Here is a 12,191-nt window from a genome sequence, read left to right on the forward strand (position 1 = left end):
AGCACGAACCCGGCGAGCGCGGCGTGCTCGAGCCCGCCGACCTCGGCGAGCACGGCCAGCGCCGCCTCCGGCGTCGTCGGCCGCTCGGGCACGCGGGCGTTGGCGCGGGCGACGACCTCGACCTTGCGGGCCAGCGTCGGGTCGTCGACGCCGGTGCCGCGGCCGGTGGCCGCCGCGGGGTCGGCGCCGGTGAACGCGCAGACCAGCGCGGCCGACGCCGTCGTGTTGGTGATCCCCATGTCCCCGGTGACGAGACACCCGTGCTCGGCGGCCAGCTCGGTCGCCACCTCGATGCCGACCTCGACGGCCCGCCGGGCCTCCTCGAGGGTCATGGCCGGGCCGGCGGCGAGGTCGGCGGTGCCGTACCGGACCTTGCGGGACATCAGTGCCGGGCTCGGCTCGACGGCGTAGGGCGTGGCCACCCCGACGTCCACCACGACGACGTCGGCGCCCAGCTGCGCGGCGAAGGCGTTGACCACGGCGCCGCCGCGGGCGAAGTTGGCCACCATCTGCGCGGTGACCTCCTGCGGCCAGGGCGTGACGCCCTGGGCGTGCACCCCGTGGTCGCCGGCGAAGACCGCCACGGCGGCGGGCGTGGGCAGCGGCGGCGGGCAGACGCCGGCGGTGCCGGCCAGCTGCGCGGCGACGTCCTCGAGGACGCCGAGGGAGCCCGGCGGCTTGGTCATCCGGTCCAGCCGGTCACGGGCGGCGCGCTCGGCCGCGGCGTCGCGCGGCGCGATCGCCGCGATCGTCTCGCCGAGCAGGGTGCCGGCGAAGGGCGCGAGGGCGGCGTCGGGCGGGGGAGTGTGGCGGCCGGGTGGGGTCGTGGGGCGGCTCAGCGGATCTCCTCGGGGAGGCGGGGCAGGTCCCGGAACGCCGGTGCCCCGGGGTCCAGGATGGCAGCGAGGTCGGCGGCGAAGGCCACCGAGGTGGCGGGGTCGCGGACGGCGACCCGCAGGTGGTCGGCGTCCAGGCCGGGGAAGGTGTCGCCGCGGCGCACCGCCCAGCCCCGCGCGCGCAGCTGCTCCCGCACCCGCGCGCCGTCGGGCACCCGCAGCAGCACGAACGACGACCGTGGCGTGCCGACGACCTCGACCCCCGCAGGCAGGGCGGCCAGCAGCGCGGCCCGGTTCGCGGTCAGCTCCCGCGCCGCCGCCTCGGCCTCGGCGCGGGCGGCCGCTGTGGTGCAGGCGGCGAGCGCGGCGAGCGCGGGCGTGGACACCGGCCAGTGCGGCTGCTGCACGGCCAGCGCGGCCACCAGGTCGGGCGGGCCGAGCGCGTAGCCGACCCGCAGCCCGGCCAGCCCCCACGTCTTGGTCAGGCTGCGCACCACGAGCAGCCCCGGCAGGTCGCGGCGCCCGGCCAGCGACTCCGGCTCGCCCGGCACGGTGTCGGCGAACGCCTCGTCGACCAGCAGCACCCGGCCGGGGCGGGCGAGCGCGGCGACGTCGCCGGCCGGGTGCAGCGCCGACGTCGGGTTGGTCGGGTTGCCGAGCACCACGAGGTCGGCGTCGTCCGGGACGCCCCACAGGAGGTACCCGGGGGGCTCCAGCAGCAGCCGTTCGACCGGGTGCCCGGCGGCGCGCAGTGCGGCCTCCGGCTCGGTGAACGACGGGTGGACGGCGACCGCCCGGCACGGCCGCAGCGCCCGCGCGACCAGGGTGAACGCCTCGGCGGCGCCGGCGGTGAGCAGCACCTCGTCGGTCGGCCGGCCGTGTGCGGCGGCGACCGCGGCGCGGGCCGGGGCGGCGTCGGGGTAGGCGGCGGCGTCGTCGAGGGCCTCGTGCAGGACGGCGCGCAGCCACGGCGGCGGCGTGCCCGCGCGCACGTTGACGGCGAGGTCGACCAGGTCCGGGGCGAGCTCGGCGTCCCCGTGGTGGTCCAGGTCCGTCACGAGGCCACCGCCACGGTGACCCGGCCGACCACCGTCCGCCCCACGAGCAGCGTCCCGCCGCCGAGCAGCGCCGCGGCCTCGGCGACCGACGGGGTGCCCACGACCGCGGCCACCCGCTCCGACGGCGCAGGCACCCGGATCGCGGCCAGCGCGGCCGCGGGGTGCCCGGTCAGCGGCCAGCCGCGGGAGGCGGCAGCGTCGACCAGACCGGACTCGACCGAGCGGGCGTCGAGGGTGGCCAGTCGGACGTCGTCCGCACCGGCGGGCAGGACGGCGTCCACCGCGGCCAGCACCTCCTCGGCGCTCACCCCGGGCCGCGCGCCGACGCCCACGACCGTCATGTCGGCACCCCCGGCCGGTCGGGCAGCGCGGCCAGCAGCGACTCGGCGTCGCGGGGGAGCGCGCTGTCGGGCAGCAGGCCGAGGTCGCGCAGCCGGGCCCCCACGGTCAGCGCCCAGGGGCGGTCCAACCGGGCGCGCTCGAGCAGCGCGTCGTCGGCCAGGACCTCCTCGGGCGCGCCCTGCACCACCGTGCGGTCGACGACGATGGCGACGTCGTCGGCCCAGCGCAGCGCGAGGTCGACGTCGTGGGTGCTCATGACGACGGTCGACCCGGCCTCCCGCAACCGTTCGAGGGCCGCCAGCGCCTCGGCGACCGCCGACGGGTCGAGCCCGGCGGTCGGCTCGTCGAGCAGCAGCACGCAGGGGCGCATGGCGACCGCGCCGGCGATGGCGACCCGCTTGCGCTCGCCGTAGGAGAGCTGGTGGGTCGGCCGGGCGGCCAGGGAGGCGACCCCGAGCAGGGCCAGCGCCTCGGCCACCCGCTCCCGGACGGCGTCCTCGGGCAGGCCCAGGTTGAGCGGGCCGAAGGAGACGTCCTGGGCCACCGAGGCGCTGAACAGCTGGTCGTCGGGGTCCTGCAGGACCAGCTGGACCTCCTGCCGGTGCGCCCGCAGGCCGCGGCGGGTGTGCTGCAGCCGGGCCCCGTCCACCGCGACCGTGCCGGCGACCGGCTCGAGCGCCCCGGACAGGCAGCGCAGCAGCGTGGTCTTGCCCGAGCCGTTGGCGCCCAGCAGCGCCAGCCGGCGCCCGGCCGGGACGGTCAGCGAGGCGCCGTCGAGCACCCGGCGGCCGCGCTCGTAGCCGGCGACCAGCCCGGTGGCGGTCAGCGTGCGGTGGGTCATGCGACGGCCAGGCTCAGCGAGACCAGCGCGGCCAGTCCGGCGGCGGTGGCGGCGAGGAAGGCGCGGGACGACGGCAGCACCTCGGGCAGCACCCGGAGACCGGTCTCCATGCCGCGGCCGGCCAGGCCCTCCTGCATCCGGCGGGCGCGGTCCCAGGAGCGGGTGAGCACCGCGGCGGCCAGCGCGCCCGAGGAGCGGTAGGAGTGGCGGAGCGTCGAGTAACCCATCCGCGCCGTCTGCGCCTCCCGGATGGTGCGCAGGCCGGCCAGCAGCACGAACAGCAGCCGGTAGGTCACCGCGGCGACCTCGACGACGGCGGCCGGCACCCGCAGCCGGCGCAGCTCGGGCAGCAGGTCCGCCATCGGGGTGGTGGTGGCCAGCAGGAGCACCGCGGCGCTGCCGGCCAGCGCGTGCCCGGCCAGGGATCCGGCGCGGGCGGCGGCGTCCGGGGCCCAGCCGAGGCCGTCGGCGCCGACCGTGACGACCGAGGTCAGCGTGCCGACGGCGATGAAGGCCAGCGGCCAGCGCACCGCGCGGCCGAAGGTTCGGGCCGGCACCCGTGCCGGGCCCAGGGCGAGCACCACCGCGGTGAGGCCCACCAGCACGCTGCCCGGCCAGGCCGGCAGGGCGAGCGCGCACACCACCAGGCCGCCGCTGAGCAGCAGCTTGTCGGCGGGGGAGCGACGGCGCCAGGTGCTGGCCCAGGCGGCGTCGTCGACGGCGAGCCCGGTCACGTCCCGCCGTCCTCCCGAGAACGCTCGGCCAGCCGGCGGCCGCGCAGCCGGCCGAGCACGTAACCGAGCACACCTCCGCCGAGCGCGGCCTGCAGTGCGAACAGCCCCGACTCCACCTCGGCCGACGACGGCGAGAACACCGACTCGAACCACGGCTGCGCGCCCCGCTCCTCGGCGAGCGCGGCGGCGGTGGCGTCGGTGCCGGCGAACTCCGACGTCCCGCCGTCGAGCACGAGCGGCAGCGCGATCAGGACGACGACGCCCAGCACCAGCAGCGCGGTGACCAGCCGGGAGCGGGTCACCGGGCCGGCTCCGGCGCAGGGGCCAGCAGGCCGAGGCGCTCCAGCTCCGGGCGGGCGTTGGCGGTCAGCGCCCGGAACAGCAGCACCCCGAGCAGTCCCTCGCCGAGGGCCAGCGGCACCTGGGTGAGCGCGAAGACCGACAGGAACTTCACCAGCGCGCCGGCGATCCCGGTCTCGGCGTCGGGCAGGGCGAGGGCCAGCTGCGCCGCCGTCGTCACGTAGGTGGCGAGGTCGGCGACGACCATCGCGGCGAACACCCCGGGCAGCAGCCCGCCGCCGACGCGGCGGGTGAGCCGGTAGGCCCCGTAGCCGGCCCACGGCCCGACGACGGCGAACGCGACCACGTTGGCGCCGAGCGTGGTCAGTCCGCCGTGCGCCAGCAGCAGCGCCTGGAACAACAGCACGATCGTGCCGAGCAGCGCCATGACCGGCGGACGGAACAGGACGGCGCCGGCACCGGTGCCGGTCGGGTGGCTGGAGCTGCCGGTGAACGAGGGCAGCTTGATGGCGCTGAGCACGAAGGTGAACGCCCCGGCCGCGCCGAGCAGCAGCGTGTTCTCCGGCCGCTCGCGCACCTCGGTGGCCACCCGGCGGGCGCCGTGGACGACGAACGGTGCCGCGGCCAGCGTCCAGCCGACCGCGTGCGCCGGCGGCAGGAACCCCTCAGCGATGTGCACGCGCAGCCTCCCCCCGGACGGCCACGCAGGCGGCCACGAACCGCTCGGCCAGGGCCGGGGAGCCGGCCCAGTTCAGGTGCAGGTAGGACGCGTGCACGCTGCCGGAGACGAACCCCTCCGGCCCGCCGCCCGCCCAGCGCCAGGCCGGCGTGGACCCGGCGGCGGGCGTGGCGACGGTGCGGTGGAACTCGTGGCCGCGCACGCGGGTGCCGGCCGCGGCGAGCACCGAGTCGCTGAGCGCGACGGCCTCGCGGTAGCCGAGGGTCAGCCCCGGGGACATCTGCGTGTCGGCGTCGAGGACGCCGCACATGGGGACGCCGTCCAGGCTGCGGGCCAGGTAGAGCAGGCCCGCGCACTCCGCGGCGACCGGACCACTCCGCGCGGAGAGCGCGGCGATGTCCGCCCGCAGCGTCTCGTTGGCCGTGAGGTCGGCGGCGTGCACCTCGGGGAATCCGCCGCCGACCACCAGGCCCGCCGTGCCCTCGGGGAGCGCCTCGTCGCGCAGCGGGTCGACGGTCACCACCTCGGCGCCGGCGGCCTCGAGCAGCTCGGTGTTCTCCGCGTAGCCGAAGGTGAAGGCCGCCCCGCCGGCGACGGCGACCCGCGGCCGGCCCGGGACGGCCTCCACCTCGGCGGCGGGGTCCCACGGGACGGCGTCCAGCGGCGGGGCCGAGCGGGCCAGCCGCAGGACGGCGTCCAGGTCGACGGCGCCGGCCACCACCTCGCCGAGCCGGCCGACCGTGGCCAGCGCCTCGGCGGACCGCTCGGCGGCGGGCACCAGGCCGAGGTGGCGGGACGGCGTCCCCAGCTCCGCCAGCCGCCGGACCGCGCCCAGCACCGGCACGCCGGAGCCGCCCAGCGCGTCGCGGAGGATCTCCTCGTGCCGGTCGCTGCCGACCCGGTTGAGCACCACCCCGCCGAGCCGCACCGTCGGGTCGAAGGTGGCGAAGCCGTGCACCAGTGCGGCGACGCTCTGCGCCTGCGCCGACGCGTCGACGACGAGCACCACCGGGGCGCGCAGCAGCCGGGCAACGTGCGCGGTGGAGGCGAAGCCGGGCTCGACCGTCGGGGAGGTGGCGCCGTCGAACAGGCCCATGACCCCCTCGACGACCGCGACGTCCGCGCCACGGGCCCCGTGCAGGAACAGCGGGACGACCCGTTCCTCGCCGACCAGCACCGGGTCGAGGTTGCGCCCGGGCCGTCCCGCGGCGAGGCCGGTGTAGCCCGGGTCGATGTAGTCGGGGCCGACCTTGTGCGGGGAGACGGCGAACCCGCGGGCGGTGAGCGCGGCGACCAGCCCCGTGGCGACCGAGGTCTTCCCCGCGTTGCTCGACGGCGCGGCGACGACCACGCGCGGAAGGGTCACCATGACGACCCCCACCCGCGGCGAGATCGGCGGTCCCGCACGGTGGAAGCGGCCCAGGCGTGCGAGATCGGCGATCTCGCCGGGGGAAGGGCCGACGGGACGGTCACCACTCGATCCCCCGCTGGCCCTTCTGGCCGGCGTCCATCGGGTGCCTGACCTTGGTCATCTCGACGACCAGGTCGGCGGCCTCGACCAGCGCGGGATGGGCGTTGCGGCCGGTGATCACCACGTGCTGCATGCCCGGGCGGTGCACGAGCGTCTCCACCACGTCGGAGACGTCGACCCAGCCCCAGTGGATCGGGTAGGTGAACTCGTCGAGGACGTAGAAGCGGTGAGCCTGCGCGGCGAGGTCGCGCTTGATCTGCGCCCAGCCCTCGGCGGCGTCGGCGGCGTGGTCGACCTCGGTGCCCTGGCGGCGCGACCAGCTCCAGCCACTGCCCATCTTGTGCCAGACGACCGGCCCGCCCTCGCCGGTCTGCTCGTGCAGCCGGCCCAGCGCGGTCAGCGCGTTCTCCTCGCCGACCTTCCACTTGGCGCTCTTGACGAACTGGTAGACCGCGATCGACCAGCCTTGGTTCCAGGCCCGCATCGCCATGCCGAACGCGGCGGTGGACTTGCCCTTCATCTCGCCGGTGTGGACGGCGAGCAGCGGCCGGTTCCGCCGCGCCTTCGTGGTCAGCCCGTCGTCCGGGGTGACCGCGACCTGCCCTCTCGGCATCTCAGGCCGCCTCCCTCGCCGTGCGGACCGTGGCGGCCAGCGACTCGGCAGCCAGCTCCTCCAGGCGCAGCGTCTGCGCGCCGAGCGCCGTCCCGAGGGTGCCGGCCAGGCCCAGCCGCACCGGCCCGGTCTCGCAGTCGACGACGACGGCCGCCGTCCCGTCCGCGGCCAGCAGGGAGGCGGCGGCGTGCGCGTCGGCGACCGCGGTGCTGCCGCGCGACCCGGTGGCCCGCCCGTCGGTGACGACGACGAGCAGGGGACGGCGCTGCGGGTCGCGGACCCGCTCCACCCGCAGCGTCTCGTGCGCGCGCAGCAACCCCGCGGCCAGCGGGGTGCGCCCGCCGGTGGGGAGCTCGCGCAGCCGGGCCGCGGCGGCCTCGACCGACCAGGTGGGTGGCAGCGTCAGTTCGGCGTCACTGCCGCGGAAGGTCACCAGGCCGACCTTGTCCCGCCGCTGGTAGGCGTCGAGCAGCAGCGACAGGACGGCGCCCTTCACCGCGGCCATCCGCGCCCGGGAACCCATCGAGCCGCTGGCGTCGACGACGAACAGCACGAGGTTGCCCTCGCGGCCCTCGAGGGTGGCCTGGCGCAGGTCCTCGCGGGCGATGCGCAGGCCCGGGCCGGTGCGCCCGCGGGCGACCTGGTGCGGCGCGGCGGCGAGCACGGTTCCGATCAGGTGCAGCCGGGTGACCCTGCCGTCGGGACGGGTCGCGCCGACGACGCGGCCTCGCTCGGAGCGCGCCCGCGATCGTCGGCCGGCTGCACCCGCCCCGATGCCGGGCACCTCGAGGTGGCGGGCGCGGAACGGGTCGGCGGGCGCCACCGCGGCCCGCTCGGCCGCCGGCGCGCCCTGAGCGGAGTCGCTCGAGGACGGTTCGTGTTCCCCTCCCACTCCGCTGGGGTCCTGCGGGCCGTCCTGCGGAGGAGCGCCGCCGCTCGGGTCACCGCCGCTCGGGCCGCCGTCGTCCGGGTCGGGTTCGTCGTCGGGGCGGCCGTCGGAGAGCGCCTGCTCGAGGGTCTCCTCGTCCAGCCCGGGGGCGTCGAAGGGGTTGCGCCGTCGCCGGTGCGGCAAGGCCAGTCGGGCGGCCACCCGGACGTCGTCCTCGGTCACCGCATCCCGGCCGCACCAGGCGGCGTGTGCCATCGCGGCACGGGCGGTGACCAGGTCGGCGCGCAGCCCGTCGACGTCGAAGGCCGCGCAGACGGCGGTCACCTGGCGCAGCGCGTCGTCGGAGAGGACGACGTGCGGCAGCCGGGCGCGGGCGTCGGCGATCCGGGCCGCCAGCCCGGCCTCCTCGGAGGCCCACGCCGCGGCGAAGCCGGCCGGGTCGGCGTCGAAGGCGAACCGGCGGCGCACGACCTCGGCCCGCTCGGCCGGGTCCCGGGGCGCGGCCACCTCGACGGTCAGCCCGAACCGGTCGAGCAGCTGCGGGCGCAGCTCGCCCTCCTCCGGGTTCATCGTCCCGACCAGCAGGAAGCGCGCCGCATGCCGCACCGAGACGCCCTCGCGCTCGACGTAGGCGGTGCCCAGCGCGGCGGCGTCCAGCAGCAGGTCGACGAGGTGGTCGTGCAGCAGGTTGACCTCGTCGACGTAGAGCACGCCGCGGTGCGCGGCGGCCAGCAGCCCCGGCTCGAAGGCCTTCACACCCTCGGTGAGCGCCCGCTCCAGGTCCAGCGAGCCGACGACGCGGTCCTCCGAGGCGCCCACGGGCAGCTCCACCAGCCGCGCCGGGCGGGTGTGCCCCGGAGTTCCGGCGTCGTGCGGACCGTCGGGGCAGGCCGGGTCCGGCGCGGCCGGGTCGCAGGCGAAGCGGCACCCGGCGACGACGGCCACCGGCGGCAGGACGGCGGCCAGCGCCCGCACCGTCGTCGACTTCGCCGTGCCCTTCTCTCCGCGGACGAGCACGCCGCCGACGGCGGGGGAGACCGCGTTGAGCAGCAGGGCCAGCCGCATGTCGTCCATGCCGACGACGGCGCCGAAGGGGTACGTCACGTCGTGCGCGTCCTCTCCCCGGGTGTCCACGCCCGGAGGTGGCAGGGACGACGGCGGGAGTCTCCTGGCTCCCGGATCAGCGTCCGGCCCCGGCCTTCCCGGCCCCTCGCGGGGTCAGTGGCGCCAGGTGGGGTCGGACTCCCCGGTCACAGTGGCGGGACCGCGCCGGAGTCTCACCGGGCTTCCTCCACTGCCGTCGCGTGTGGCCGGGTCATCAGACCACGACCCTCCGGCGCGCCGACAGCCCCCTGTCTCTTGACGGAATGGAAAGCGGCCGGGCACTCCTTCCGACATGGAAAGCCATGAGGCTCCGGATCGTGCCGCCGCCGCGGCACAGCTCGACGCGCTGCGGGCCGACCGGGAGGCGCTGGCCGCCTTTCTCCTGTGCCTCCGCGGGATGATGGCGCTGTACCGCCGGCTCACCGGGTTCTGGGTGGACGGGTTCCGGCGGGGTCCGACGCGACGGGCGATCGTGGTGTGGGTCGTCGTCGTCCTGGCGGTCCTGGGGGCCGGCTTCGCCGTCGAGTCCCACTGGCGCGGTGCGATGGTCGTCGCCGGCGCGGTGCTCGGGATCGGCCTGGTCCTGGTGAACCAGTGGTGGGCGCGCATCTACGTCGCCGAGGCTGCGCGAGGGGATGTGACCGAGCTCGTGAGGTTCCGCACGGATGGAGCACCGCCGGGCGCGGGACCGGCGAGCGCCGGCGAGGCGGTGCCGTGACCGCGGTCGCGCCGCGCTTCGACGCGGTCATCCACCCGCCGCCGCGGTTGCAGGTCTGCGGCCTGCTCGCCGCGGTCGACACGATGGACTTCGCCACGGTCCGCGACACGGTCGGGGTCAGCGACTCGGTGCTGTCCAAGCACGTCAGGCAGCTCGAGGAGGCCGGCTACGTGCGGGTGCACAAGGCCACCCGCGCCGCCCGGCTGCGCACCAGCCTGGCGCTGACGAAGGAGGGCCGGGCCGCGTTCGACGCGCACGTCGCCGAGCTGCGCCGGATCACCGGCGGCTGAAAGAGACCCCCTTTCCCCCACCGGAGAAGGACTCCGCCCTCCCCGTCCTTCGCGAGCTCAGGGCGGTGCCCGGGACGGGGCCGCGGCGGGACCCTGCAGGGGGCCGACCGGGCCGCCCGGCAGAGTGGTGCGCGTGGGGGAGGCGGGGCGGGTCGCCCGGGTGGCCGATGCGGTGCTGGTGCTGACCGCCGCCCTCGCCGTGACCCTCGCCTTCGACGTCCTGGACCTGCCCTCGCCGTCCCTCTTCGGTGGCCTGGCCGCCGGGCTGGTGCGCGGCCTGGCCGGCCGCCGCGCGCTCGCCGTCCCGCGCCCGGGCGCGACGGCGGCTCAGGGGCTGGTCGGCGTCTCCATCGGAGCGCTGGTCGACCCGGAGACGCTGGCCGCGATCGGCCGCGACTGGCTGCCGGTCCTGCTGGTCACCGTCGGCACCCTCGTGCTGAGCGTGCTGGCCGGGCTGGTGATGGGCCTGCAGCCCGGCGTCAGCCCGGTGACCGGCGCGTTCGCGACGATCGCCGGTGGCGCGGCAGGCATCACGGCGATGTCCCGGGAGCTGGGCGCCGACGACCGGATGGTCGCCGTCCTGCAGTACCTGCGGGTGCTGCTGATCGTCGTCCTCATGCCCGTGGCGGCGACGGCGGTCTTCGGTGCCGAGCCGGGGTCCGGCGGCGCGACGGTGGACGACGCCGGCCCCGGCTGGCCGGCCGGGCTGCTGTTCTCCGCGGCCTGCCTGCTGGTCGGCGTCCCGCTGGCCCGGCTGCTGCGGATCCCCGTCCCCGCGGTGCTGGGGCCGATGCTGGTGGCGGCCGGGCTCGACCTGGGCGGCCTGTCGGGCGGGGCGCACGTCCCGGCGCCGCTGGAGACCGCGGCGTTCCTGCTCATCGGGCTGATGGTCGGGCTGAACTTCTCCCGTGACAGCCTGCGCTCCGTCGGCCGTGCGCTGCCCGTGGCGCTCGCGGTCATCCTGGGCCTGGTCGCGGCGTGGGCCGGCCTGGGCGCGGTGCTCGCCGCCACGACCGAGGCCAGCGCGCTGGACGCCTACCTCGCCACCACGCCCGGCGGGCTCTACGCGGTGCTGGCGACCGCCCAGGACGGCGGCGCGGACGCCACCTTCGTGCTCGCCGTCCAGGTGCTGCGGCTGTTCGTGATGCTGCTCTTCGCGCCGCTGCTCGCCCGCTGGCTGCGCCGCTCGGGGGCCGGCTGAGGAAGGACCCGTCCTCCCACCCTCGCCGTAGAAGACCGCCTCCACCCGCCCCTCGCGAGCTCGCGGCGGGACCCGGGAGGCGGCCGGACGGGGTCACCGTCCGCCGCGGGGCGCGCCTACCCTTGCCCGGGAGCGAGGGAGGTGAGGGAGCTGTCCGAGGACCAGACCGGCGCGGACGCCGGCACGCAGGACGCGGTGCTGTTGTTCGTCGGTGGCCCGCTCGACGGGCGGGTGGAGATCCGCGAGGCGCGGCACGGGGAGCCCTTGCCGACCATCACCCACGTGCACCTGCACGGTGGTCCCAAGGTCGTGCACCGCTACGACCTGACCCCGCTGGGCCCGCAGGCCGGGGTCTACCACCTGCGGCCGCGGCAGGCCGTCCGCGACCGGTCCGTCGCCGACTGAAGAAGGACCCCTGCTCCCCCCACCGCTCGCAGGCCCGCGGCGGGGCCCTGCAGAGGGCCGGCCGGACGTCGGTCTCGCTGCGGGCCTCGGCCAGGGGCGCGGCCGAGCCGACCGCCGTCAGCCGCGGTGGAGTGCGCGCAGGGCCGTCAGCACGTCGTCGAAGACGGCGCTCCCGAGCACCGCGCCCTCCCGGCGGGCCGACCCGGGCGGCAGCAGGAGCAGGCGGTCCAGTCGGACCTCGCTGGGGCGCCCGCGGGGATCCCACGCGCCGCGGCCGACGTCCATCCAGGTGCGGCCGTACCGGGCCTCGTCCGCGGCGTCCCGGTCGTGGTCCTGGCTGGAGAGCATCAGGCCGACCAGGTCTGCACCACGGCGGCCGACGACGAGCACCGGGCGGTCCTTGCCCCGTCCGTCGCCCTCGTCGTAGGGAACCCACGCCCACACGACCTCGCCGGGGTCGGGCTCACCGTCGTCCTGCGGGCGGTAGGTGAGGTCGAGGCCGTCGAGGCCGCCGGCGAGGTCGCGGACGCCGTCGGCGCCGCCGGCGAGGTCGCGGACGCCGTCGAGGCCGCCGGCGAGGTCGCGGACGCCGCGACTGGGGGAACGAGGACTTCGCCGAGCTGGCCCGCTCCGCCGCGCGCAAGGCCGCCCGGACCCCGTGGCGGGAGGAGGTCTGGGAGCGCCTCGCCGGCAGCGTGCGCTTCGTGCAG

15 protein-coding genes and 1 riboswitch are annotated in these 12,191 nt (G+C 77.3%); of the genes, 4 read left to right on the top strand and 11 right to left on the bottom strand.

The window, feature by feature from the left end; genetic code table 11:
* The 10 genes from E4P41_RS19455 to E4P41_RS19500 all read right to left on the bottom strand — a co-directional run.
* A partial coding sequence (locus E4P41_RS19455) for a nicotinate-nucleotide--dimethylbenzimidazole phosphoribosyltransferase (protein WP_245177494.1) occupies positions 1-686 on the bottom strand: 686 nt, incomplete at its 3' end.
* Between the two features lie 149 nt (positions 687-835).
* Positions 836-1,894, bottom strand: a complete 1,059-nt coding sequence (gene cobC, locus E4P41_RS19460; protein WP_135142889.1) for an Rv2231c family pyridoxal phosphate-dependent protein CobC — start codon at positions 1,892-1,894, stop codon at positions 836-838.
* Positions 1,891-2,235, bottom strand: coding sequence for a cobalamin biosynthesis protein (locus E4P41_RS19465; protein WP_135142890.1), 345 nt, complete (start codon positions 2,233-2,235; stop codon positions 1,891-1,893). The genes cobC and E4P41_RS19465 overlap by 4 nt, the downstream gene beginning before the upstream one ends.
* A complete protein-coding gene (locus E4P41_RS19470) occupies positions 2,232-3,077 on the bottom strand; it encodes an ATP-binding cassette domain-containing protein (RefSeq protein WP_135142891.1) in 846 nt (281 codons plus the stop codon). The genes E4P41_RS19465 and E4P41_RS19470 overlap by 4 nt, the downstream gene beginning before the upstream one ends.
* Positions 3,074-3,811: a cobalt ECF transporter T component CbiQ gene (gene cbiQ, locus E4P41_RS19475; RefSeq protein ID WP_135142892.1), complete on the bottom strand. Its 738-nt coding sequence runs from the start codon at positions 3,809-3,811 to the stop codon at positions 3,074-3,076. The genes E4P41_RS19470 and cbiQ overlap by 4 nt, the downstream gene beginning before the upstream one ends.
* A complete protein-coding gene (locus E4P41_RS19480; protein ID WP_135142893.1) occupies positions 3,808-4,113 on the bottom strand; it encodes an energy-coupling factor ABC transporter substrate-binding protein in 306 nt (101 codons plus the stop codon). The genes cbiQ and E4P41_RS19480 overlap by 4 nt, the downstream gene beginning before the upstream one ends.
* Positions 4,110-4,790 (bottom strand): energy-coupling factor ABC transporter permease, encoded by a 681-nt coding sequence (locus E4P41_RS19485; protein WP_135142894.1) that lies wholly within the window; start codon positions 4,788-4,790, stop codon positions 4,110-4,112. Before E4P41_RS19485 ends, E4P41_RS19480 begins: the two co-directional genes overlap by 4 nt.
* Positions 4,777-6,159: a cobyrinate a,c-diamide synthase gene (locus E4P41_RS19490; RefSeq protein ID WP_245177495.1), complete on the bottom strand. Its 1,383-nt coding sequence runs from the start codon at positions 6,157-6,159 to the stop codon at positions 4,777-4,779. The genes E4P41_RS19485 and E4P41_RS19490 overlap by 14 nt, the downstream gene beginning before the upstream one ends.
* Positions 6,160-6,259: 100 nt before the next feature.
* Positions 6,260-6,874: a cob(I)yrinic acid a,c-diamide adenosyltransferase gene (gene cobO / locus E4P41_RS19495; RefSeq protein ID WP_135142895.1), complete on the bottom strand. Its 615-nt coding sequence runs from the start codon at positions 6,872-6,874 to the stop codon at positions 6,260-6,262.
* Between the two features lies 1 nt (position 6,875).
* Positions 6,876-8,867 carry a putative cobaltochelatase gene (locus tag E4P41_RS19500; RefSeq protein ID WP_135142896.1) on the bottom strand — a complete coding sequence of 664 codons (1,992 nt, stop codon included), beginning with the start codon at positions 8,865-8,867 and terminating at the stop codon, positions 6,876-6,878.
* A 57-nt stretch (positions 8,868-8,924) separates the two neighbouring features.
* Positions 8,925-9,055, bottom strand: a riboswitch (cobalamin riboswitch).
* 104 nt (positions 9,056-9,159) lie between these two features.
* Between E4P41_RS19500 and E4P41_RS19505 the strand changes: the two genes are divergently transcribed.
* The 4 genes from E4P41_RS19505 to E4P41_RS19520 all read left to right on the top strand — a co-directional run bounded on the left by E4P41_RS19505 (position 9,160) and on the right by E4P41_RS19520 (position 11,481).
* Positions 9,160-9,585, top strand: a complete 426-nt coding sequence (locus E4P41_RS19505; RefSeq protein ID WP_135142897.1) for a hypothetical protein — start codon at positions 9,160-9,162, stop codon at positions 9,583-9,585.
* Positions 9,582-9,875: a transcriptional regulator gene (locus E4P41_RS19510; protein WP_135142898.1), complete on the top strand. Its 294-nt coding sequence runs from the start codon at positions 9,582-9,584 to the stop codon at positions 9,873-9,875. The genes E4P41_RS19505 and E4P41_RS19510 overlap by 4 nt, the downstream gene beginning before the upstream one ends.
* A gap of 133 nt (positions 9,876-10,008) precedes the next feature.
* Positions 10,009-11,076, top strand: coding sequence for an AbrB family transcriptional regulator (locus tag E4P41_RS19515; RefSeq protein ID WP_135142899.1), 1,068 nt, complete (start codon positions 10,009-10,011; stop codon positions 11,074-11,076).
* Positions 11,077-11,217: 141 nt separating this feature from the next.
* The gene (locus E4P41_RS19520) at positions 11,218-11,481 is read left to right on the top strand and encodes a hypothetical protein (protein WP_135142900.1); all 264 of its coding nucleotides are present in this window, start codon (positions 11,218-11,220) and stop codon (positions 11,479-11,481) included.
* Between the two features lie 117 nt (positions 11,482-11,598).
* Here the strand turns inward: E4P41_RS19520 and E4P41_RS19525 are convergent.
* Positions 11,599-12,191, bottom strand: a 593-nt coding sequence (locus tag E4P41_RS19525; RefSeq protein ID WP_245177496.1) for a type II toxin-antitoxin system PemK/MazF family toxin, incomplete at its 5' end; no start/stop codon positions are given.

The organism is Geodermatophilus sp. DF01-2 (genome assembly GCF_004571065.1).
In the GTDB taxonomy this organism is placed as follows: Bacteria; Actinomycetota; Actinomycetes; order Mycobacteriales; family Geodermatophilaceae; genus Geodermatophilus.

Bases quoted from the DNA above. Each gene is read 5' to 3' on its own strand.
- E4P41_RS19490 (WP_245177495.1), bottom strand. From the start codon at position 6,159: ATGGTGACCCTTCCGCGCGTGGTCGTCGCCGCGCCGTCGAGCAACGCG.
- E4P41_RS19505 (WP_135142897.1), top strand. From the start codon at position 9,160: ATGGAAAGCCATGAGGCTCCGGATCGTGCCGCCGCCGCGGCACAGCTC.
- cobO (WP_135142895.1), bottom strand. From the start codon at position 6,874: ATGCCGAGAGGGCAGGTCGCGGTCACCCCGGACGACGGGCTGACCACG.
- E4P41_RS19470 (WP_135142891.1), bottom strand. From the start codon at position 3,077: ATGACCCACCGCACGCTGACCGCCACCGGGCTGGTCGCCGGCTACGAG.
- E4P41_RS19465 (WP_135142890.1), bottom strand. From the start codon at position 2,235: ATGACGGTCGTGGGCGTCGGCGCGCGGCCCGGGGTGAGCGCCGAGGAG.